The 22518-nt window shown below is 66.0% G+C and carries 23 protein-coding genes and 1 pseudogene; 9 read left to right on the top strand and 15 right to left on the bottom strand.

Annotation, left to right across the window (positions count from 1 at the left end; genetic code table 11):
* A pseudogene (locus tag B3T59_RS07610) lies at positions 1–651 on the bottom strand (hypothetical protein); the annotation flags it as partial.
* Between the two features lie 75 nt (positions 652–726).
* On the bottom strand, positions 727–1230 hold the full coding sequence (locus B3T59_RS07615; RefSeq protein ID WP_082946580.1) for a DUF3499 domain-containing protein: 504 nt from the start codon (positions 1228–1230) through the stop codon (positions 727–729).
* A gap of 216 nt (positions 1231–1446) precedes the next feature.
* On the opposite strand from B3T59_RS07615, the gene B3T59_RS07620 reads away from it, so the two are divergent.
* Positions 1447–1923: a metallopeptidase family protein gene (locus tag B3T59_RS07620; protein ID WP_064862915.1), complete on the top strand. Its 477-nt coding sequence runs from the start codon at positions 1447–1449 to the stop codon at positions 1921–1923.
* 3 nt (positions 1924–1926) lie between these two features.
* Here the strand turns inward: B3T59_RS07620 and B3T59_RS07625 are convergent, their stop codons facing one another.
* Positions 1927–2184 carry a WhiB family transcriptional regulator gene (locus B3T59_RS07625; RefSeq protein ID WP_168431294.1) on the bottom strand — a complete coding sequence of 86 codons (258 nt, stop codon included), beginning with the start codon at positions 2182–2184 and terminating at the stop codon, positions 1927–1929.
* A 609-nt stretch (positions 2185–2793) separates the two neighbouring features.
* On the opposite strand from B3T59_RS07625, the gene cofD reads away from it, so the two are divergent.
* From cofD to B3T59_RS07640, 3 genes are read left to right on the top strand one after another with little or no spacing between them, the layout of a single operon-like run.
* Complete coding sequence (gene cofD / locus B3T59_RS07630; RefSeq protein WP_064867168.1) at positions 2794–3840, top strand: 2-phospho-L-lactate transferase; 1047 nt, start codon at positions 2794–2796, stop codon at positions 3838–3840.
* Complete coding sequence (locus B3T59_RS07635) at positions 3837–5216, top strand: coenzyme F420-0:L-glutamate ligase (protein ID WP_064867170.1); 1380 nt, start codon at positions 3837–3839, stop codon at positions 5214–5216. Before cofD ends, B3T59_RS07635 begins: the two co-directional genes overlap by 4 nt.
* The gene (locus B3T59_RS07640) at positions 5213–5791 is read left to right on the top strand and encodes an NUDIX hydrolase (RefSeq protein WP_064867172.1); all 579 of its coding nucleotides are present in this window, start codon (positions 5213–5215) and stop codon (positions 5789–5791) included. The genes B3T59_RS07635 and B3T59_RS07640 overlap by 4 nt, the downstream gene beginning before the upstream one ends.
* Positions 5792–5815: 24 nt before the next feature.
* Here B3T59_RS07640 and glgC read toward each other — a convergent pair whose 3' ends face one another.
* Positions 5816–7030: a glucose-1-phosphate adenylyltransferase gene (gene glgC / locus B3T59_RS07645; protein ID WP_039855631.1), complete on the bottom strand. Its 1215-nt coding sequence runs from the start codon at positions 7028–7030 to the stop codon at positions 5816–5818.
* A 113-nt stretch (positions 7031–7143) separates the two neighbouring features.
* On the opposite strand from glgC, the gene glgA reads away from it, so the two are divergent.
* Complete coding sequence (gene glgA / locus B3T59_RS07650; protein ID WP_197500830.1) at positions 7144–8310, top strand: glycogen synthase; 1167 nt, start codon at positions 7144–7146, stop codon at positions 8308–8310.
* On the opposite strand, the gene B3T59_RS07655 is transcribed toward glgA, so the two are convergent.
* The 9 genes from B3T59_RS07655 to B3T59_RS07695 form a co-directional block, all read right to left on the bottom strand.
* On the bottom strand, positions 8289–9164 hold the full coding sequence (locus B3T59_RS07655; RefSeq protein ID WP_414652078.1) for a putative RNA methyltransferase: 876 nt from the start codon (positions 9162–9164) through the stop codon (positions 8289–8291). The genes glgA and B3T59_RS07655 overlap by 22 nt on opposite strands.
* Before the next feature lie 47 nt (positions 9165–9211).
* Entirely contained in the window at positions 9212–9379 is a 168-nt protein-coding gene (locus B3T59_RS07660; RefSeq protein ID WP_004019232.1) for a DUF3117 domain-containing protein, read from the bottom strand.
* A gap of 115 nt (positions 9380–9494) precedes the next feature.
* Positions 9495–9878, bottom strand: coding sequence for a DivIVA domain-containing protein (locus tag B3T59_RS07665; RefSeq protein ID WP_287001911.1), 384 nt, complete (start codon positions 9876–9878; stop codon positions 9495–9497).
* 36 nt (positions 9879–9914) lie between these two features.
* A complete protein-coding gene (locus B3T59_RS07670) occupies positions 9915–10958 on the bottom strand; it encodes a glucosyl-3-phosphoglycerate synthase (RefSeq protein ID WP_064867178.1) in 1044 nt (347 codons plus the stop codon).
* Positions 10955–11830, bottom strand: a complete 876-nt coding sequence (gene folP, locus B3T59_RS07675) for a dihydropteroate synthase (protein WP_005207359.1) — start codon at positions 11828–11830, stop codon at positions 10955–10957. Before folP ends, B3T59_RS07670 begins: the two co-directional genes overlap by 4 nt.
* A gap of 71 nt (positions 11831–11901) precedes the next feature.
* A complete protein-coding gene (locus B3T59_RS07680) occupies positions 11902–13677 on the bottom strand; it encodes a long-chain-acyl-CoA synthetase (RefSeq protein WP_005207360.1) in 1776 nt (591 codons plus the stop codon).
* A gap of 57 nt (positions 13678–13734) precedes the next feature.
* Positions 13735–14271: a TIGR00730 family Rossman fold protein gene (locus tag B3T59_RS07685; protein ID WP_005207361.1), complete on the bottom strand. Its 537-nt coding sequence runs from the start codon at positions 14269–14271 to the stop codon at positions 13735–13737.
* Complete coding sequence (locus B3T59_RS07690; RefSeq protein ID WP_387315592.1) at positions 14268–15122, bottom strand: TIGR00730 family Rossman fold protein; 855 nt, start codon at positions 15120–15122, stop codon at positions 14268–14270. Before B3T59_RS07690 ends, B3T59_RS07685 begins: the two co-directional genes overlap by 4 nt.
* Before the next feature lie 187 nt (positions 15123–15309).
* On the bottom strand, positions 15310–16344 hold the full coding sequence (locus B3T59_RS07695; protein ID WP_064867182.1) for an aldo/keto reductase: 1035 nt from the start codon (positions 16342–16344) through the stop codon (positions 15310–15312).
* Positions 16345–16448: 104 nt separating this feature from the next.
* On the opposite strand from B3T59_RS07695, the gene B3T59_RS07700 reads away from it, so the two are divergent.
* Positions 16449–17099, top strand: coding sequence for a TetR/AcrR family transcriptional regulator (locus B3T59_RS07700; protein WP_039856239.1), 651 nt, complete (start codon positions 16449–16451; stop codon positions 17097–17099).
* On the opposite strand, the gene dapE is transcribed toward B3T59_RS07700, so the two are convergent.
* Positions 17080–18195 carry a succinyl-diaminopimelate desuccinylase gene (dapE, locus tag B3T59_RS07705; RefSeq protein WP_064867184.1) on the bottom strand — a complete coding sequence of 372 codons (1116 nt, stop codon included), beginning with the start codon at positions 18193–18195 and terminating at the stop codon, positions 17080–17082. The genes B3T59_RS07700 and dapE overlap by 20 nt on opposite strands.
* A 71-nt stretch (positions 18196–18266) precedes the next feature.
* Positions 18267–19895 carry a sulfatase-like hydrolase/transferase gene (locus tag B3T59_RS07710; RefSeq protein ID WP_287001912.1) on the bottom strand — a complete coding sequence of 543 codons (1629 nt, stop codon included), beginning with the start codon at positions 19893–19895 and terminating at the stop codon, positions 18267–18269.
* Between the two features lie 111 nt (positions 19896–20006).
* On the opposite strand from B3T59_RS07710, the gene B3T59_RS07715 reads away from it, so the two are divergent.
* The 3 genes from B3T59_RS07715 to B3T59_RS07725 all read left to right on the top strand — a co-directional run bounded on the left by B3T59_RS07715 (position 20007) and on the right by B3T59_RS07725 (position 22407).
* A complete protein-coding gene (locus B3T59_RS07715; protein ID WP_251722946.1) occupies positions 20007–20684 on the top strand; it encodes a TetR/AcrR family transcriptional regulator in 678 nt (225 codons plus the stop codon).
* Positions 20685–20717: 33 nt separating this feature from the next.
* A complete protein-coding gene (locus B3T59_RS07720; protein ID WP_287001913.1) occupies positions 20718–21734 on the top strand; it encodes a zinc-dependent alcohol dehydrogenase family protein in 1017 nt (338 codons plus the stop codon).
* Between the two features lie 382 nt (positions 21735–22116).
* Positions 22117–22407 carry a hypothetical protein gene (locus B3T59_RS07725; protein WP_251722944.1) on the top strand — a complete coding sequence of 97 codons (291 nt, stop codon included), beginning with the start codon at positions 22117–22119 and terminating at the stop codon, positions 22405–22407.
* Positions 22408–22518 lie beyond the last annotated feature (111 nt).

Here is a 22518-nt window from a genome sequence, read left to right on the forward strand (position 1 = left end):
TCGAGCTGCCAGCAGTTTGGCGCGGTTGTGGAACGTCTCGCGGGCGGGATGATCTGTCGCCGCCTCGTCGTCGAGTGCGTCGGCAATGTCGCCCACGAGCGGCACCGGACCGGTGAACCGCACATCGGAGAGTGATGCGAATACCGCCAACAGCGCCGCGACGTACGCCGCGAATCGGAACCGCGGATCGACGCGAAGACGAGGCGAAAGGTCAATTCCGCTGCCGCCCAGAGCATCTCGCAACGGCCCCTCGATGGGTGCTGCGACGACGACCTCTGCGCGTCGACGCTGCGCCCGTGCCGCGGCATCCGCGAGTGCCATGTCGGCCGCGTCGTCGCCCGCGACGACAACCACATCGAGTGGACCGACCCAGCCCGGCAGGGCGGGCGCGGAGACGATCGGCACATCGACGCGGGTGGCGACGCAGGCCACGACGAGCGCGACGGCGTCGCGGGCAACGCTCGACACGCCGTGCACGATGACAACACTTCGGGGCCGCAGCGCCGCCAACGGTTCGAGGACGCCCTCACGCATGGCCTCGGCAACGGCACGCACCTGCGCACCCGTCAACGCCGCCGCCTGCAGCAGACCCTCGGAGTCGCCTGCAATCAGATCGTCGACATCATCGAGGTCGGCGGCATCTGTACGCATAGGGTCAGCCTAGCGACGCATGGCGTCGCTGCCCACACACAGCCATATTCTGATCCACCAGATCTCGCGGGCGCATCAGTCGACCGGGTCGGGCAACACACGAAGATGCCCACGCCTGCCGGGGCGCGGCTTCACCGCTCCGCTTCGGCGAGCAGCGTCGGCCCCGGAACGCACATCGGGACCCGAGCGCACGTCGGTCGTCGACGTACCCGCACGATGACGGCCTGCGTGAACGTCGTCGAACGCCTCCTGGTCGAAACCGGGCGCGCGTCCCACAGCACCTGCGATTCCGCGTGCACCGACCTCACGCCCACCGACCTCGCGCACAGCCTCGGCGAGGGCGGTCAGTTCGTAGTCTTCGGCGACCGGCGCCGAGAATCCCCGCTTACTGCGCAGCATCTCCCACCCGCGCGGCACAGTGATGCGGCGCGCGTGCTCGTCGCACAGATCCCACGAATGCGGCTCATCCGACGTGGCGAGAGGACCGATGACCGCCGTCGACTCGGCGTACACAAAGGTCAGGGTCGCCACCGCCGACCGGGAGCAAGCCGGGCGGCAGCATTGTCGGGGAAGCTTCACAGCAGAAAGGTTAGTCCCACGCCCCGGCGAACGGTGAGGCGACACGCGGCGCGGAGTCGGACACGCAGCCCGGGGTCCGACACGCGGCACGCATCTCCGACGCGACAGCGGACGGTGGAGACTTACAATCTCGGCATGCGTATCGAACGGCGGCGCGCCACGCGCGATCGAAGCCAGGGTTCGCCGGTGCGCTCCTCGGAGAACCGGGTGTCCGATATGCGGCTCTCGGCCGTCCGCGCGGCGCGTCGAGCACGTCGCGACCGACGAGGCCGGGGTCTGCGCTCACCGCTGCTGCCCCAGGGTGTGCCGGCGTGGCGTAGTAAGTCGGACGAATTCGACACGGTCGTCCTCGAGGCGTTCGCGGAGATAGATGCACGTTGGCACGATCAACTCTCGGGACTCGACATCGCCGTCGACGAGATCCCACGTCTTCTCCCGCGTGACCCGGAAACCGTGCAGTGGCCCGACGAGGTGACAGCCGACGGTGCCGTTCCGCTTGCGCGGTTGATGCCCGCGGGGGTCGATGTACACGGAGCGCCGACCAGGGCGCAGATCATCCTCTTCCGCCGGCCACTGGAGAGCAGGGCGAAGAAGGGCGAGGACCTACTCGACCTCGTTCACGAGGTCTTGGTACAGCAGGTCGCGACACACCTCGGACTCGACGAGGACATCATCGACCGGGGACCCGAGTAGGCGTCAGATAATGCCGCGCTTGAGGCGTCGACGCTCACGCTCGGACAGTCCGCCCCAGATTCCGAAACGCTCGTCATTGTGCAAGGCGTACTCGAGGCACTCGGCCTTCACCTCGCAGCCCTGGCAGATGCGCTTCGCCTCGCGGGTGGAGCCACCCTTCTCCGGGAAGAAGGCCTCCGGATCGGTCTGCGCGCACAGCGCGCGATCTTGCCATTGGTCTTCGATCTCGTCGAACAGGGCCTCGAAGTCGTTGGGCACCAAGGAAAGATGGCGCCGCTGCGAGTTCTCGTCAGCGCCGAGTGACACCTCAGGTGTCCCGATCTCAGGTGTCCCGATGAATGAATCATCAACGGGCCCAAGGGTTGTGTAATTCGCATCCCCACTCAACGGGGACGCGATCTCTGAATGTCCGTGTGGTTCAAGGGGATTGCCGATCGCGTTGTCGAATGCCATCGTCGGCGCCTCCTGCCTGGGAAGTCGTTGTTCTCTGTCGTCACGGCGGCGCGGCATCGGTGCCACACCACCACTCATACCCGTACATTCTCGATCTTCACCAAGTGTCCGGCGCGACCTGGCACCACCACGGTGTCGGATCAACCTTTCTGAATTCGAACACGTGATCGAACTTCGTTGCGATGCACCGATTCTCGATCTCGAACCAGAAATGACACTGATGTGATTAGACACGCCAGAGACGTGTCCGGTCAAGTTGAATCGAAATATTCCTTAATACCATCGACTGACAAAAACTCCCCGTAAGACACGAGTTGTGTTGCGGGGACACATCAATGTCACATCGGACGCGAATGGCGGGCGCAGCGTCGTGGTCCATGATATCGATTCGATCCGGACTCACTAGAGTGGGTCGTTGTGAAGGTGACGGTACTCGTCGGCGGTGTCGGCGGCGCACGATTTTTGTCCGGAGTTCGCGAACTGCTCGGTCCGACGCCGTTTCCCGACGCCGCGGGCGACGCGGCGTCGAGCAGCGGAAACGAGATCACCGCGGTGGTCAACGTCGGTGACGACGCATGGATGCACGGCGTGCGCATCTGTCCCGATCTCGACACCTGTATGTACACGCTCGGCGGCGGAATCGACCCGGAGCGCAGTTGGGGTCGAGCCGACGAGTCGTGGCACGCCAAGGAGGAACTGGCCGCCTACGGAGCCGATCCCGACTGGTTCGGACTCGGCGACCGCGATCTGGCGACACATCTGATCCGCACCCAGATGCTCGACGCCGGATACCGGCTCTCCGATGTCACCGCCGCGCTGTGTCGGCGTTGGCAGCCCGGCGTGCGACTTCTTCCCGCCACCGACGAACGTCACGAGACACACGTCGTCGTCTCCAAACCCGATGGGCGCGAAGGCGAGCGCGTCGCGATCCATTTCCAGGAGTGGTGGGTTCGCCATCGTGCGCAGATCCCGACGTTCGGGTTCGCACAGGTCGGGTCCGACGACACCGCGCCAGCACCGGGGGTGGCCGAAGCGATCGCAGACGCCGACATCGTCCTGCTCGCACCGAGCAATCCCGTCGTCAGCATCGGCGCGATCGTCAGCGTCCCCGGCATCCGAAGCGCGTTGCGCACAACGTCGGCACCCGTGGTCGGCATCTCACCGGTCATCGACAATCGACCGCTGCGGGGAATGGCCGACGAATGCCTGTCGGTCATCGGCGTCGAGTCCTCCGCAGAGGCGATCGCCGCCCACTACGGGGCCCGCAGTGGCAACGGAATCCTCGACGGATGGCTGATCGCCGAGGGCGACACCGCACACGTCGATGGCATCGCCATCGGAGCGGCACCACTGCTGATGAGCGATCCACAGACGACCGCCGTGATGGTCCGTGACGCGTGTGCCCTCGTCGGCGTCGACATTCCACACCCCGCCCGCCCCGACGCCGCCGGAGACGCCCGATGACGGCCGACGCCGGCGCAGCATCGCGGGACGGAGCACTCCGCGACCACCGCGCCCCCGCGGCTCTGGAGATCATCCCCGTCACCGGTCTGCCCGAGTTCGACGCCACCACCGACCTCGCCGCGGAGATCACACGCCGCGCCCCGTGGTTGCGCAACGACGACGTCGTCGTCGTCACCAGCAAGGTCTTCTCCAAGACCGAGGGCCGGATGATTCCGGCACCCACCGACCCCGACGAGCGTGATGCCCTGCGGCGCAAGCTCATCGAAGCCGAGTCGGTGCGCGTCCTCGCGCGCAAGAACCGCACGCTCATCACAGAGAACAAACTCGGCCTCGTGCAGGCGGCCGCGGGCGTCGACGGTTCCAACGTGCCCACCGACCAGATCGCGCTACTCCCCGACGACCCCGACGGCAGCGCGCGGCTGTTGCGTGAGGCCATCGCCGAGCGCACGGGTCACCACGTCGCGGTCATCGTCACCGACACGATGGGCCGCGCGTGGCGTACCGGTCAGACCGACGTCGCCATCGGCGCGTCGGGAATCGCCGTGAGCCACCCCTACGAGGGCGGCGAGGATTCGTACGGCAACCCGTTGATCGTCACCGACATCGCCGTTGCTGACGAGATCGCCTCTGCCGCAGACCTGGTGAAGGGAAAGCTCGACGGCGTGCCGGTCGCGGTGGTGCGGGGGCTTCGCGTGCACGACGACGGGTCGTCGGCGGCCCAGCTCGTCCGACCGGCCGACGAGGACCTGTTCCGCCTCGGGACCGCCGAGGCGATCGACCAGGGCAGGATCGAGGCGATCCGAACCCGACGATCGATCCGGTCGTTCTCAGAAGAAGCCGTTGCGCCCGAAGATCTCCGAGCCGCTTTCGCCGACGCGTTGACCGCGCCTGCGCCCCACCACACGCATCCGTTCCGCTTCGTCTGGGTGCGTTCACGCGAGCGTCGTGTCCGCCTCCTCGATGCGATGGGTGACGCGTGGCGGGCCGACCTCTCGTCGGACGACAAGTCACCGGAGTCGATCGCCAAACGCGTGCGGCGCGGCCAGATACTCTACGACGCACCGGAACTGGTGATCCCGATGCTCACCGGCGACGGCGCGCACACCTACCCCGACTCACGTCGCAACGCCGCGGAGCACACGATGTTCACCGTCGCCGCGGGCGGCGCGGTCGCGAGCCTGCTCGTCGCGCTGTCTGCCCGCGGACTCGGCAGTTGCTGGGTCGGGTCGACGATCTTCGCGCCGGAGGTCGTGCGTCGCGAGCTCGACGTCGACCCGTCGTGGGAACCGTTGGGCGCCATCGCCATCGGGCACCCCGCCGAGCCACAGCAGCTACGCGAGCCGGCCCCGACCGACGAGTGGGTGATCGAGAGATGAGCACTGATTCCCTGCACTCATCGGCCGTCGAACTTCTTCGGTCATGGAATGTGCAGGCGCCCGAACAGGATTCGCTGCGCCACGCCTATCTCGCATTTCTCGACGCGCAGCCGGATGCATGTCTACGCCGCAGCGTGCCCGGACATCTCACCGCGTCGACGATCGTGTTCGACGCCACGCACACCCACGTCCTGCTGACACTGCATCCGCGTGTGGGCAAATGGATTCAGCTCGGTGGGCACTGCGAGGAATCCGACGACTCGATCGCCGACGCCGCACTGCGCGAAGCGCGCGAGGAGTCGGGGATCGACGACCTCACGCTCGGCGCATTGGCGCAACTGCACACCCACCCCATCACCTGCTCGCTCGGCGTGCCGACCCGACACCTCGACGTCCGCTTCGCCGCGGTCGCGCCGCCGCAACCGGATGGCAAGCTGCCGCACTTCGACATCAGCTCGGAGTCGGACGACCTGCGCTGGTGGCCCGTGGACGCGCTGCCCCATGACGACGGCACCGAGATCGAATCCCTCGTCGCCGCCGCCCTGGCGCAGCTCGCGGCCCGACAGCAGGGTTGAGAGCACCCTGCCGCGAGCGTGAGCTCAGATGCGGATGCCCTTGCCGACGGTGACCACCTCGCCGTTGCTGACGGCGAAGCGGTCGCGGTCGGCAGCGAGGTCGACGCCGACCTGCCCGCCGTCGGAGACGACGACGTTCTTGTCGAGAATCGCATGCCGCACAACGGCGCCCTTGCCGATCCGCACGCCGGGCATCAACACACTGCCCTCGACGATCGCGCCGTCTTCGACATGCACGTTCGCAGAGATGACCGACTGCGACACCGTTCCACCCGAGATGATGCTGCCGCCGCCGACGACGGAATCCTGCGCAGAGCCACCCTGCACGAACTTGGCAGGCGGAACGTTCAACGACTCGGCACGTATCGGCCAGTTCTGGTTGTAGAGATTGAAGACCGGGTGCACCGACACGAGATCCATGTGGGCGTCGTAGAATGCGTCGAGCGTTCCGACGTCACGCCAGTAGCCCTTGTCGCGTTCGGTTGCCCCGGGAACCTCGTTGTCCTTGAAGTCGTAGACGTAGGCGGCCTTGCGGTCGACGAAGCTCGGGATGATGTCGCCACCCATGTCGTGATCGGAGTCGGCATCGGCCGCGTCCTTGATGATCGCCTCGACAAGAGCATCCGTCGTGAACACGTAGTTGCCCATCGACGCAAAGGTGACGTCCGGATCGTCAGGCGTCCCAGGCGGATCGCTCGGCTTCTCCAGGAAACGCGTGATCTTGCCCGAGTCATCGGAGTCGATGACACCGAAGGCCGACGCCTCGACGCGCGGCACCCGAATGCCTGCCACGGTCACCTCGGCACCGGACGCGATGTGCGCCTCGACCATCTGCGATGGATCCATCCGGTACACGTGATCGGCACCGAACACGACGATGTACTCCGGCTGCTCGTCGAAGATCAGGTTCAGCGACTGATAGATCGCGTCGGCACTGCCCGTGTACCACCTCGGACCGAGACGCTGCTGCGCCGGGACGGGCGTGATGTACTCGCCATGAAATCCTGATGTCCACCAAGTTTGCGAGATGTGACGGTCGAGCGAGTGCGACTTGTACTGTGTCAGCACACAGATTCGCTCGTACCCCGCGTTGACCAGATTCGAGAGCACGAAGTCGATCAGCCGGTACGCACCGCCGAACGGAACGGCGGGTTTGGCGCGGTCCTTGGTTAACGGGTACAGGCGTTTTCCCTCGCCACCGGCGAGGACGATTCCGAGAACGTGCGGCTGCGATCTCACACTCCCAACGTAACCGCCAACCATCAGTGGGGCCATACGAATCGCGGGTCCGTTCTCGAGCGATTCCATGCGTGAATGGCGAACTCCGACGCATGGCACTAGCGTCAGGACCCATGAGGGTGGCGATGATGACGCGGGAGTATCCACCCGAGGTCTACGGCGGTGCGGGAGTTCATGTCACCGAACTGGTCCGGCATCTTCGAAGTCTCGTCACCGTGGACGTGCACTGCATGGGCGTCCCCCGGGACGACGCCTTCGTCTACTCCCCCGACCCCGCACTGGCCGACGCCAATCCGGCGCTGTCGATGCTCTCGACGGATCTTCGGATGACGCAGGGAGCGGCAGGCGCCGACATCGCGCACTCGCACACCTGGTACACCGGTACCGCCGGGCATCTCGCCGCTCGCCTGTACGGCATTCCACACATCCTGACCGCCCACTCCCTCGAACCACTGCGGCCCTGGAAGGCCGAGCAACTCGGCGGCGGCTATCAGGTGTCGAGTTGGTCGGAACGCAACGCCGTCGAGTACGCCGATGCCGTCATCGCGGTGAGTTCGGGCATGCGCGCCGACGTGGTGAACGCCTACCCGCGGTTGGACCCTGAGCGAGTTCACGTCGTGCGCAACGGAATCGACACGACGCTGTGGTACCCGGTCGACGAGCCGTACAACCAGGAGTCGACGCTCGTGCGGCTGGGAGTCGACCCGAAGCGTCCCGTCGTCGCGTTCGTCGGACGCATCACGCGCCAGAAGGGCGTCGGACATCTCATCGCCGCCGCACATCATTTCGATCCGGCGATCCAGCTCGTCTTGTGTGCAGGCGCCCCCGACACCCCCGAGATCGCAGCGCAGACCGAGGCCGCCGTGGCCGAGCTCGCTGCCGCGCGCGACGGAGTGTATTGGGTGCGAGAGATGCTCCCGCTACCTCGAATCCGCGAGATCCTCACCGCGGCAGATGTTTTCGTGTGCCCCTCGGTGTACGAGCCACTCGGAATCGTCAACCTCGAGGCGATGGCGTGCCAAACGGCTGTAGTCGCGTCGGCCGTCGGCGGTATCCCGGAAGTGGTGCGCGACAACGTCACCGGACGACTCGTTCCCTACGATCCCACCGATGCGGTCGGCTTCGAACGCGGAATCGCCGAGGCAGTCAACGACGTCGTGGGCGATCCGACAGCGGCCACCGCGATGGGTATCGCAGGAAGCGAGCGCGCCGAATCCGAGTTCTCGTGGGACTCCATCGCCGAACAGACACTCGACGTCTACCGGTCGACGCTGGCCTGACACACCGTGACCGTCACGGCGACGGTGACCGGCGTCGTCGACGATCCCGGCGCGAATGCGTGTGCGGCACGCTCGATCTCGTCACGATCGCGATGGAAGGCCGTCGGCCCCATGGCCACGAGGTCGGCGATCGTCGACGCCGACACGTCACGGCGGTCACGGACCACCGTGTGCTCGACGATATCGAAACGCTCACCGACCGCGGCGGAGACGGCGTCGGACTTGTCGGCAGCGACCGACAGCATCGACATCGGCTCGATCAGCTCGTCGAGGGGATCGGGTTGCGGCGTGACGATGATCCACCGCCCACCGCGGCGCAGAATGCGCGCGGTCTCGTCGACGTTGCGCGGCGCGAACACCGACAGCACGACGTCGGCGCAGTCGTCGACGAATGGGAGATCGCGCCAGACGTCGGCGACGACGGCACCGGCGCCGGGAATCCTGCGCGTCAACGCGCGGGCACAGTATTTCGAGAGATCGACACCAACGCCGCGAGAGTGCTCGACGCCGTCGAGCGCGGCCGAGAGGTAGTGTCCCGGTCCGGCACCGAGATCGACGATCACCGGTGCACCCGTGTGCACCTGAACTCTGGGAACTGCTGCTGCGGCAGCCTGGGCGACCGCGTACACGACGGGATCGAGAACACCTGCGTCGTGGACGCGCAGGCGTGCCGACACCATGTCGGCGGTGTCGGACTTGAGCGAACCCGATCGACCGTCGAGCAGCGATACGTACCCCTGCTTGGCGATGTCGAACGAGTGTCGGAGCGGGCAGAACAGGCGCCTGCCGGGTTCATCGACGGTGAGAGGCTCCCCGCAGACCGGGCAGCGGAGCAGGTCGGCGACGTCGGCGATGTCGCCGACGGACCCCGCCCGTCCTGGCTGCGCCCGTGGCTCCTGAGTCAGCCGGTGACCCCGCGCAGCTCTTCACCGAGCGCCGCGGCTTCGTCTGCGGTCAGTTCGACGACGAGACGGCCGCCACCCTCGATAGGAATGCGGACAACGATCCCACGCCCCTCCTTGGCTGCTTCCAGGGGTCCATCCCCAGTACGTGGCTTCATCGCCGCCATTTCGCAAACTCCCTTCAGAGTTCTCCTCGCCGTGGTGGATCCGACGACAGCGCACGGCTGCCGTGTCAATGATACGTGTTCACTGAATCGGCCCGACCGACGGACGCGCAAACGGTTAGTCGAGGTCGTCCTGCGACGTCGAATCCCCCGCACGCGCGGCGTGCGTGGAGTCGTAGACCGACCCGCTCTCGGCCGACACCGGTTCGGCGCCGTCACGCGCCTGCAGGGTGAGCACCACTGCACGCAGCTCGTCGATTTCCGCGGCAAGCCGCTCGAGAGCCCAGTCCACCTCTCGCGGCTTGTAGCCGCGCACCGTCTGAGCGAAGACAAGGGACCGCACATCGTCGCCTGCGATACCCGCGGCGGGCAGGCGGGTCAGGGTTGTGTCGTCGTCGATCGGGGGCAATTCTTCTCCCCGACCGAACACGAACCACACGACAGCGAACACGGCGGCCACGACCACCACCATGATCAGCAGGTAGAGCAACAGCGTCTGCATGGAGAGAAGTCTATGACCGCCGTGCCGACGCTCAGATCAGCTGGCCATCTCCTCGGCCGTCGCGTCGGCGCCGCGAACGGTGTTCATCGGCGGACGATCCTCGAGATAGAGGTCGGTGGTGTGCGGGGTGAAGGTGCCGTCCGGCTCCGCGGTGAACTGGGTGAGCCCGGCCCCTGAGTCCTCGATGCCGCATCGTCGCATCAACGTGCCGACGATCTGCCTGCTCATGACGCCCAACTCGATCAGCGGGCGGTTGCGATGTGTGCGGACACCCAGATTCACCTGGCCGATGCCGGGCAGTCCATAGCGGTCGTAGGTGTCGATCAGCAGTCCGATCTCGACTCCGTACCCCGGCGCGAATGGAACGGCCGAGAGCAACTCCCGCGTGCCCGCGTACTCGCCGCCCAGCGGCTGGAGCACTGCGGTCAGCTCGGGTTTCTGCGATGCGAGCAGCGGCCGGGCCACCAGTTCGGTGACTCGCCCGCCACCGTTGGCGTCCTGGGTTGCTCCTGTCCGCAGTGGACGCCGGTAGTAGCCCTTGACGAGGTGGATCTGCGGGTTGACCAGGAGCGGTCCGAGCATCTTGGGCACGAACATCGGGTCGGGGTCGATGAGGTCGGAGTCGACGAAGGCGATGAGGTCGCCGGTGACCGCGGCGATGGACCGCCACAGCACCTCTCCCTTGCCCTTCACCGGCTCGAGTTCCGGTACGGCCTCCTCGCGGGTGATGACCCGGGCACCGGCGGCGATTGCTCGCTCCGCGGTGGCGTCGGTGGACCCGGAGTCGAGGACGACGAGTTCGTCGACGAGCGTGCCGACGAGAGGCCTGATCGTCGCGATCACATCGGCGACGGTCTCCTCCTCGTTGAGCGCGGGCAGGACGACAGACACCGTGCGTCCCTGTTTGGCAGCCACGAGTTCTTCAATGGTCCAGTCCGGCTGTTCCCACGTGTGCGTACTCGACCACGACTGTTCCTCGCCGATGGCGTCGGCGGGGGTCGGCCACATGGCTGTGCGGTCGCGGTTGTTTGAAGCGGTCGCCCTGTGGCGAGCTTGGGTTCGACGTACCTGTTCGGTCATGCGAGTCCCCTGACTGTTCGGGCGGGTGGCCGTGTTCCCGCTATTGCAGCGACCATGTCGACCACGCGACGCGTGGCGGCGACCTCATGGACGCGAAAGATCCGAGCTCCGGATGCGGCGCTCAACGCTGTCGCGGCCAGTGTCCCCTCCACTCGTTCGTCGAGGTCCACACCCAGAGTCTCCCCCACGAAATCCTTGTTGCTCAGTGCCATCAGCACTGGCCAGCCTGTATTAACAAGATCTTTTACGTGGCGTAACAGGAGCAGCCCGTGATGAGTGTTTTTGCCGAAGTCGTGTGTCGGGTCGATAACGATTGAGTCGCGGGCCACGCCCTGCGCTTCGGCCGCTTCGGCCGCCCGGGTCACCTGGGCGATCACCTCTGCCACCACATCGGTCGGTTTCTCGCCGTAGGCGACGCGATGGGGACGCGTGCGGACCTCCATGCCGCCGGTGTGTGAACACACGATCCCGGCACGCCGTGCCGCGGCGACCTTCACCAGATCGGGATCGGCACCCGCCCAGGTGTCGTTGATGAGGTCGGCTCCCACGGCGCACGCCCGATCGGCCACTTCCGCGCGCCAGGTATCCACACTGATCAGCAGATCCGGGTAGCGCTCACGGATCCACTCGACCATCGGCACGACCCGCTCGGTCTCGGTCGCGGCGTCGACCTCCTCGCCGGGACCCGCCTTCACCCCACCGATGTCGACGATGTCGGCACCCTCGGCGACGACCTGCCTAATGCGGGCCTTCGCCGCGTCGTCGGAGAACGACGATCCGCGGTCGTAGAACGAATCGGGCGTGCGATTGACGATGGCCATCACCAGGGCCCGATCGGCAGGCACGGGCCTGCCGCACAGGGTCGCGTTCATGGGAGCCAGCGTAGCGATCGCCGCCGATCACAGACCGCGGCGACCGCCTGCGCCGGCGGTTCACTGCGTGTTCAGTTCTTGGGCACCTTGGCATTCGCCACGTCGTCGGCGTAGCCGTCGTAGTACTCGACGTAGCCCTCCGAGCGGCCCTTGAGCACGTAGAGCGGATCGTCGCCGGTGTCGGTGTAGCCCTCGTCACGGAGTTCGACCTTGCGGTTCTTGAATGTCGACGTCGCCTCGAGATGGTCGACGACGCGCACGAACAGCGGGATCGCATACGACGGCAGTGCGTCGTAGAGGTGTGCCGCGAGCTCCTTGCCGTCGAGCTCACCTCCGTCGCGGAGGGTGATCGCACCCATGCCCGCCTTGCCGTCGGCTCCGGAGACCTCGACCCCGAACACGACGGACTGGCCGACCTGACCGAACCCGTCGAGTCCCGCCTCGACCTGCGTCGTCGCAACGTTCTCGCCCTTCCAGCGGAACGTGTCGCCGAGGCGATCGACGAAGGCGATGTGGAAGAAGCCCTGATCGCGGACGAGGTCGCCAGAGTTGAACCACTCGTCGCCATCCTTGAAGGCATCGCGGACGATCTTCTTCTCGGTCTCCGAGGGATCGGTGTAGCCGTCGATCGGGACGCGGTCATTGATGCCGGAGATCAGCAATCCGATGCCGCCGCGCTTGACCTTGGTCAGTCGGCCGTCGGCGTTGCGCTGAGGCTTGCCCTCGTCGTCGTACTCGACGATCGCGTACGGCAGTGGGCAGAACCCGGCGGTGCGCTCGACACTGAAGGCATTGACGAAGACCAGGTTGAGTTCGCTCGCGCCGTAGAACTCGACGATGCGCTCGATCCCGAAGCGTCGCTGGAACTCGTCCCAGATGTCGGGGCGCATGCCGTTGCCGACGATGAGCCGGACGTCGTGTGCGCGGTCGGTCGGCTTCTCGGGCTGAGCGAGCAGGTACCTGCAGAGCTCCCCGATGTAGCAGAACGCCGTGGCGCGATTGCGGATGACGTCGTCCCAGAATTTCGACGCCGAGAAGTGCTTGCCGATCGCGATGCAGGCGCCCGCCGCGAGGACAGACGAGAGCGAAACGCTCAGCGCGTTGTTGTGATAGAGCGGCAGCGGAACGTACATGGTGTCGCTGTGCTTGAGGCGGACGGCGAGCCCACCGATTCCGGAAAGGCTTGCCAGCCAACGGTTGTGGCTCATCACGCTCGCCTTGGGCATGCCCGTCGTGCCCGAGGTGAAGATGTAGAACGCCTCGGTGGAGGCCGGCAGGTCCGCAGTGACCGAGGGGTTGGTTTCCGGTTTCCCGTCGGCTTCCTTCTCGAACTGCTCAAAGTCGTAGACATGCGTCGGCAGGGCGTCGGCATCGATGGACTCGAGGGCCTCGCTGCAGTCGGGGTCGAAGACCAGGACACGTGCGCCGAGCAGCTTCACACTGTGTTCGAGAACGTCGCCGCGCTGGTTGTAGTTCAGCATTCCGGCGATCGCACCGAGTTTGACCGTCGCGAGCATGAGCAACAGGTCCGTCGGGCAGTTCTTCGACAGGATCGCGACGACGTCGCCCTTGGTCACCCCGTCCTCTTGGAGCACCCCGGCGAACCTGTTCACATGTCGGTTGGCCTCGCCGTAGGTGATGGTCTTGCCCTCGAAGCGGATGAACGGACGCTCCGGATGATCGGCCGCACGCTTGGCGAAGATCGAGCCGATCGTGCGCTTGGCATCGGGCGGGCGCCTGATCAGACCCGGCGCGTTCTTGATCATGCCGACGGCGTCGGGAGCCATCTTGGCGACACCCTTCAACACGTCCGATATTCCGACGACCTTGGTGGCGTCACCTGACATCTATTTCCACCCTCCGCTACGTGTGCCAACACGCGTCAAAACGTGTTCTTCGACACCTTACCGTTCAGTAGCAAACGCGAGGGCGGCCGGCACCGTGTCCGCCACTTTTAGCCGCGCAAGTGACCGCTCCGACACGAACCCCTGACCGTGCAAGTCTTGCAGCCAGTCGAGCAGCGGAGAGTAGAAACCGAATGGATCGCAGATGATGACCGGTTTGTCGTGCATCCCGAGGTAGCCGCCGGTCCAGGTCTCGAAGAACTCCTCGAGGGTGCCTATCCCTCCGGGCAAGGTGATGAATGCGTCGGCGCGGTCGTCCATCAGTTGCTTGCGCTGGCGCATGGTCTCGGTCACGACGAGTTCGTCGGCGTCGAGGTCGGCGACCTCGCGCTCCATCAGCGCCCGCGGGATGATCCCGACGGTCGTGCCGCCCGCCGCGCGTGTTGCCGATGCGACCGCCCCCATCATCGACACATTGCCACCACCCGAGACCAGCGTGTGTCCCGCGGCGCCGATCGCGGTTCCGAGCTCTGCCGCGAGGTCGAGGTAGCGCGCGTCGACCGGACCCGACGCGCAGTACACGCAGATCGCGGTCATCGGGTGGGAGTCGCGTCGACGATGATCTGCACCGCTTCCTCGGGGGTGTCGACGACGTGGAAGAGGTCGAGGTCGTCGGAGGAGATCATCCCTCCCGCGAGGAGACGGTCGCGCATCCAGTCGACGAGACCCGCCCAGTGCTCACGTCCGAGCAACACGATCGGGAAGCGCACCACCTTCTTGGTCTGCACCAGGGTGAGTGCCTCGAAGAGTTCGTCGAGCGTCCCGAACCCGCCGGGCAGACAGACGAATGCCTGCGCGTACTTGACGAACATCGTCTTGCGGACGAAGAAGTAGCGGAAGTTCATCCCGAGATCGACCCACGGGTTGAGGTGCTGCTCGAACGGCAGCTCGATGTTCAGGCCGATGGAGCGCGAATCCGTATGCGCGGCACCGCGATTGGCCGCCTCCATGACACCTGGTCCACCCCCGGTGATGACCGCGTAACCCGCCTCCCCGAGTGCCTTGCCCAACCGGACGCCGAGGTCGTACTCGGGGGTTCCCTCCCGGGTGCGCGCCGACCCGAACACCGTCACCGCCTCGGCGACGTCGTTCATCGCGTCGAAGCCCGCAACGAACTCGGATTGGATGCGCAGCACCCGCCACGAGTCGCGCATGGTGCGTTCGGCGCGCAGCGTCTGGTCACGTGGGTCCACCCACTGCAGCAGCCGCCGATCGGTGGTCTCGGGTCGCTGCAGATCTCGCCGGATCCGCATCGGCCCGACGTAGCAGGCACCCTCGTCGATCACCACCTCGGCGCCTGCCAGGTCGCCGCTCGCGTCGGAGTCGGTGGCGCGTTGCGGCGTGCTCGGCACAGCGTCGGACGAGGCGTCTTCAGGTACGGATGACATGCAGGTCACGCTAGCAAGCCTTCGGGTGCGGATCGACGTCGTCGGGGTCCGAGAGCCGGCAGCCCTACAGACCGCACCTCATCTGTGACGATCTACCTTCTGCACTGCCGAAGGTGCCGAGCGGCAGATGAGGTGCGGATCATCGATGGTCGCGTCGAATGCGGCGCCGACGAATCCGCGACCGCCGTCAGACCAGCGGCGGCGACAGTTGCGCGAAGCCGTCTTGCCGCCGGTACGGGAAGTAGGGATAGGGCGCCTCGCGCTCGGAGACCGCGTCGAGGCGGGCGACCTGGGCGTCGTCGAGTGTCCAGCCGACGCTGCCGAGGTTGTCGGCCAACTGCGTCTGCGTGCGCGCCCCGATGATCACGCTCGACACGGTCGGCCGACGCAGCAACCAGTTGAGTGCCACCTGCGGAATGCTCCGACCGGTCTGTGCGGCGATGTCGGCGAGCACCTCCACGACGTCGTAGAGCAGGTCGTCGTCGACGGGAGGTCCCGCGTCCGCGGTCGCCGACAACCTAGACGGTCCGGAGGGCGTGACCCCACGACGCAGCTTGCCCGTCAACCGACCCCAGCCGAGTGGACTCCACACGATCGCGCCGACACCCTCGGCCACTCCGAGCGGCATCAGCTCCCACTCGTAGTCGCGACCGATGAGTGAGTAGTAGACCTGGTGCGCGACATAGCGGGCGCGCGCCCGACGCTCGGCTACCGCGAGCGACGACATCAGTTGCCACCCACTGAAATTCGACACTCCGACATAGCGGATCTTGCCCGCGCGCACGAGGTCGTCGAGGGCGTCGACCGTCTCCTCGATCGGCGTGCGGGCGTCGAACGCATGGAGTTGGAAGAGGTCGATGCGATCGGTGTCGAGTCGTCGGAGCGCGGCATCGACCGCACCTATCAGGCGTGATCGCGACGTTCCGGCGTCGGTCGGCCGCGTTCCGGTCGGCAGTGCGGCCTTCGTCGACACGATCACATCGTCGCGTCGCCCCTTCAACGCCGCGCCGAGGATCTCTTCCGACGCCCCGTCCGAGTAGACGTCTGCGGTGTCGAACAGTGTCACGCCCGCGTCGAGGCACGCGTCGACCATCGCCCGCGCCTCGTCGACGTCGACACTTCCCCACGCGCCGAAGAAGTCGCCGACCCCGCCGAACGTCGCAGCCCCGAACCCGACCTCAGAGACGACGAGCTCGGAATTCCCCACGGTGCGATATTCCATATTTCCTCCTTAACGGAACCAGTTTCCCGTTAAGAACGTAGCGCATGTTGCCCCTTAACGGAACCCCTGTTCCGTTAAGGGTCGACGGTGGGTACGCTCAGTTCATGGTCGACACCACGACACCGCGTCCGGAAGGTCGCACAGCACCACCGCGTCCGGGCGGTCGCACAGCGGCGGTCCGGGCCGCGGTCCTCACCGCGACCGAGGACGCGCTCATCGACGCGGGCTTCGCGAGTATCGATCTCAGCGCGATTGCCGCTGCGGCGGGTGTCGGCAAGACGACGGTCTACCGACGTTGGGGTACACCCGAGGCGTTGGTGGCCGATCTACTGCGAGAGATGGCAACACAGTCCGTATCTGCCACGCGCACAGGCAATCTCGCCGACGACCTACTGGCAAACGCACGGCTCGTCGTCGACACGCTGCGCGATCGGAGGCAGGGCCCGCTGTTCGGCGCGCTCATCGCGGCGGCCACCGGTGACGACCGCACGCGCGACGCGCTCGCCGAGTTCTACCGCACGCGGGTGAGTGAATGGGCGAGCTGCGTCGACGACGCGATCGTTCGAGGCGACATCCCCGACGACACCGACACGTCTGCGGTGATCCGATCCGTGTCGGCGCCGCTGTACTACCTGATGCTCACGGGCGTCCGCACGCCGACCGAGCACGACGCACGGGTGGCGGTCGACGCGACACTCGCCGCGCTCGACGCCGGGGTCTTCAGCACAGACACGGTCAGGACAGATACGCCCTGAGGAGTTCGGTGACCTCGGCGATCTGAGCGACAGGTACGCGCTCGTCGACGCGGTGCGCGAGGTTCGGATCACCCGGGCCGAGGTTGACGGCCGGGATTCCGAGAGCCGAGAACCGCGACACGTCGGTCCAGCCGTACTTCGCACGGAACCGACCGTGAGCGGCGTCGACCAGCGCGGCTGCGGCGGGGTGGCTGAGTCCTGGCAGCGCGCCCGGTGCGGCGTCGGTCAGTTCGAGCGTGATCATGTCGGTGTCGAGATCGTGGGCGAACACGTCGCGAACGTGGTCGAGTGCGTCGTCGACGCTGCGGTCGGGGGCGAACCGGAAGTTGATGGTCACCCAGGCGCTGTCGGGTATCACATTGCCCGCCACTCCCCCGCCGATGCCGACCGCCGACAGCCCCTCGCGATACTCACAGCCGTCGATGTTGACGTAGCGCGGCTGATAGTTCGCAAGCGTGGTGAGGACTCCGGCGAGTTTGTGAATTGCGTTGTCGCCCATCCACGATCGCGCCGAATGCGCACGGGTGCCCGACGCGGTGAGCCGAACACGCAGGGTCCCCTGGCATCCGGCTTCGATCTGCCCGGCAGTCGGTTCACCGAGAATCGCAACGTCGCCTGAAAGCCATTCGGGCAGTTCGCGTTCGAGGAATCCGAGCCCGTTGTACTCGGCCGCGATCTCTTCGCAGTCGTAGAAGATGAGCGTGAGATCGTGCGACGGATCGTCGAGAGTTGCGGCGAGATGGAGGAAGACCGCGTCGCCCGATTTCATGTCGACGGTTCCGCAGCCGTGCAGCACGTCGCCCTCGGCATCGTCGACGGTGCGTCGGCTCGGCAGGTTGCCCGCGACAGGCACGGTGTCGAGGTGGCCAGCGAGGATGACTCGGCTCGGCTTACCGCGATTCGTGCGCGCGAGAACGCGATTGCCGTGCCGGAGCACCTCGAACCCGACCGTCTGTTCGCGGAGCGCCTTCTCGACGGCGTCGGCGATCGCCGATTCGTTGTGCGACTCGCTCTCGATGTCGACGAGTGCAGCGGTCAACTCGACGGGGTCGGCATGCAGGTCGAGTTCGGCAACGGAGTTCTCGGTGGTGCTCACCTCTCCAACTTATCGCGCGTGTGCCGACCCATCGCCCCTTGTGCACCGTCGGGATGGCACAGGCGACGGCCTCAGAGGTCGATCGTGTCCAGATGCCACTCCACGGACTCGAACGCGGGCATCTCGCGACCGTCGTCGACGCCGATCTCGCGTGCGATGGCGGCTTCGAGCGCGTTGCTCATCGCCATGACCAGGTCGTCGTTGCGGCCCTTGACGGCGCCGAGATTGTTCATCTCGCCGGGATCGGTGCGCAGATCGTAGAGTTCGACGTCGTTGTGCTCGTAGAGTTCGTCGATGTCGGCGGGAACGTGCCGTTGAATCGGCGCGAAGTAGCGGGTGAACTTGTACCGGCCGTCGAAGACCGTGCGCAGACTGCCGCGCTTGGTGAAGTCGGGTTGCCAGCCCGATGCGAACAACTCCGCCTGCGGATCCTTGCCTGCCGCCTTGAGTTCGACGACGGCACGAATCGTCTCGGCGTCGTTGGTCGCGATCCCACTGTAGGTGTAAAGGATTGCATCGCGCCTGCTGTGCAGTTCGGCCGACGCCGGGTCCGATAGCGCCTCGGAGAAGTCGCATCCGGGGAGGTCACGCCCGGCGAACTCAGATGCGTTGGTCGATGAGATTCCTGCCATCGACAACAGGCTGGGCACCAGATCGATATGACCGGTGAGCGCATTCATGCTCTGGCCACCGGCGACGTCCGGGTGGCGGACGTGCATCGGCAGATGAATGCACTCCTCGTAGGCGAACGGCCCTTTGCCGCGGAGTCCGTGCGCACCACCCATTTCGCCGTGATCGGAGGTGAAGACCACGATCGTGTTGTCGCCGAGACCGAGGTTGTCGAGCTCGGTGAGCAAGAGTTCGAGTTGGCGGTCGACAGATCGGATGCTGTTGAGGTAGAAGTCCGAATGCCGTTGCCAGCGTTCCTCTTCCAGCGGAATGTGACCGAGCGTATACGCCCATGCACGGTCGAACTCGCCGTGTGCTGCCGGTCGGCCCGACTCGTCGAATCGTTGCCCGAGGCTCGACGGAAGTGTTGTGTTCCACGACTTCTCGTAGAGGGCGTTGGTCGGTGCGGGCGCCGCCTCCATGAGAAGACGCCCGGTGTCCTGCACCGGTTCGCCGGGAAGATCGGTGTTGAAGTACATGATGTCGTGCGGGTTCACCAGCGACACGAACAATGCCCACGGTCGCTGCTCGTCGGTGAGGGGACGGCCCCTGTTGCGCAGCCACGCAAGCGCGGTTCCGCCGATGACGTCGTCGAACTTGTAGCCACCCAACGTCTTTCCCACCACGTCGCCCGGCCACATGCAGTCAGAGAACCCGTAGTTGTTCATTTCCGCGGTGAACAGGTGCTCGGGGTTCTCGACGTCGAACGCGGCGTTGAGATGCCACTTGCCCTTGTAGGCGGTGTAGTAGCCGCCCATCCGGAGCATGTCGCCGACGGTCGGGATGTCATAGCTCATCGGCGCCACGTAACGCATGTCGGAGTTGTCGAACATCTTGGTGTCCGGAGTCTGCAGTCCGGTGATCATCACCGATCGCGAACTCGTGCACATCGATGCCGGCGCGTAGTGCTTCTCGAAGCTGACCCCCTCGGACTGCAGTCGTTCTCGTCCCGGCAGGTCCATGCCCTGCGGCCACGAGTCGAAGTACCGCTCTTGATCGGTGAAGCCGAAGACGATGTTGGGCTGAGTCATCGGTTACCTCGAGGGGTCGAGAAGCGTTCTCTGTATGCTTCACTACAGAGAATGTAGCTGTTCGTATATTGGATGTCCATGAATGCACAGAGTTCTGGGTAGGCTGGCCTGGTGAGCTCCTCGTCAGAACAGCCGTCTGTACCGTCGACGCGTCAGAGGCCGTCGGCCGCGCAGACAGGGCGTCAGCGCTCACCCGGTTCGCGCGAGCGAATCCTCGATGCCGCAACCGAAGTCGCGTCGGAGCTCGGCTACGACGGCACCACGATCGCCCAGGTGAGCAAGCGCGCAGGACTCCCGCCGACATCGATCTACTGGCAGTTCGCCGACAAAGACGAGATGATCGCGGCGGTCATCGAGCGCAGCTTCCAGCGCTGGGTGACGACCATCGATCTACCGACCAATCAGGCGAGAATCCGGGCGCTGGAGATCGGGCGACATGTGGCGAGTGCGCTGACACGAAGTCCCGATTTCCTCCGACTCGGACTCAAACTCGCCCTCCAACGTCGGGAGAAGCAGCCGAGCGGCCGCGAGATCTACCTGAACGCCCGCACCGTCACCCACGGCCAGTTCGCCACTCTGGTCCGCGACGCCGCGCCCGAGTTGAGCGACCGCGGGGTCGACCTGATCGCCACCTACGCCATCTCCGGCGCGGACGGCATCTTCGTCGCACGCGAGATCGACGGCGATGCAGTCGATTTCGTCGCGCTCTTCGAACTGCACGCACGGATCGTCTTCGGGGCCGCGATCGAGATCGTGTTGGCCGACGAGGCGGCGTCGACGGCCCGGTAGCAGTCGCCGAGCGCCGGTGGCATGGTGGAACGCATGCTGGGAACCGTCATCCACGCGCCATTCGACGTGCGCTTCGAAGAGCTTGATCGACCCGCGATCGTCGAACCGACCGACGCGATAATCCGGCTGTCGGCGACCTGCGTGTGCGGGTCGGATCTGTGGACCTATCGCGGCATCAACGAGATCACCCACCCCGTGTCGATGGGACACGAATACGTCGGCGTCGTCGAGGAGGTCGGATCCGCGGTCACCGGGGTGGCACCCGGTCAGTTCGTGATCGGCTCGTTCTTCGCATCCGACAACACCTGCGACATCTGTCGGGCCGGATACCAGACCGGTTGCGTACACCGCGCACCCGTACGCGGCGCCCAGTCCGAGTACCTCCGCGTCCCGCTTGCCGACGGCACGCTGGTCGCGACACCCGAGGTTCCCGACGACGAGATCGTGCCCGACCTTCTCAGTGCGTCCGACGTCCTCGGGACCGGTTGGTTCGGTGCCACCGCAGCCCAGGTGGGGCCGGGCAAGACCGTCGTCGTGGTCGGCGACGGCGCCGTCGGACTGTTGGCCGTGCTCGCCTCTGCCCAACTCGGCGCCGAGCGGATCATCGCGATGAGCAGGCATGAGCAGCGCAAGAAGCTGGCCCTGGAGTTCGGGGCGACCGATATCGTGGCCGAACGCGGCGACGAGGGCGTCGCGGCGGTGAAGGACCTGACGAACGGACTCGGCGCGCACTCGGTGATCGAGGCAGTCGGCACGCAGCAGTCGATGACGCAGGCCATCGATTCGACGCGCCCGGGCGGACACGTCGGCTTCGTCGGGGTGGCACACGGAGTGGATATTCCCGGCGACCAGCTCTTCTACAAACTCGTCCACCTCCACGGCGGCCCGGCGCCCGTCCGTCGGTTTCTGCCGGATCTCATCACGCGCATCATGAATCGAGACATCAACCCGGGCAAGGTCTTTGACCTCACACTGGCGCTGAGCGACGTGGCGCGGGGCTACGCCGCGATGGACGAGCGACGGGCGATCAAGGCGCTGCTGCAACCCTGACAAACCCGGTTGACCTCTACTGCGCGCTGAGCTGAGCCACGTCGGTCTCCGATGGCACAACAGTGACGGACAGTTCCGCTGCGCATTCGGCGACCGGGACCCGACGACGCCGCATGTCGACGAGGTGCCGTGATCTGGGCGGCGGGGCCGCGTGCCGATCAGCGGTGCACAACATCAGCGGTGCACAACTCGGTCCGCGTGGCGACCTTGTCGTCGGAGGCTTCCAACAGCTCACACCAGCGTTCGACACGCACTCGCTCCCACAGGGTGTCAGCCCACCGGACCCAAGGCCCTGTCGTCTTGGGACGAAAGACCCTCTCCCCCAAGCCAACCGGGGTCGAACATTGGACGCGTAGACCACTCGTCGAGGAGATGATGTCCGATGTCCATCCGCCGCATGCACACCGATAACCCGCAGCACCCTGCCGCCATCGCCGGATTCGCGATCTTCCTGGTCGGTTTCGGCGCCGCACCGCTGGCCCTGACAGCGCTCGCCTTCGGGCACGGATCTGCCGCCCTCGTCGCCGCAATCGTGGCGGTCATCGGAATGGCGATCGGGATCGGCATCGTCTCGGTGATGACACGACGCCTCCACCACAGCGCGCTGCTGCCCGATGCGTCACCGAAAGAGGAGCAGCACTACCTGGAGGTCTACCGCCACCAGGCCGCATAGCGTCCGGCCACGATGTTGGCCAGCAAGGTCGAGGTCCCGACTTGGGCGGGGCCTCGACCCGGCCGTGCCTCCTGGTCGACGTTCGTATCTTGCCCTCATCGACCACCGAAA

This window comes from Gordonia sp. UBA7860, from assembly GCF_002500165.1.
GTDB classification, from domain to species: domain Bacteria; phylum Actinomycetota; class Actinomycetes; order Mycobacteriales; family Mycobacteriaceae; genus Gordonia; species Gordonia sputi.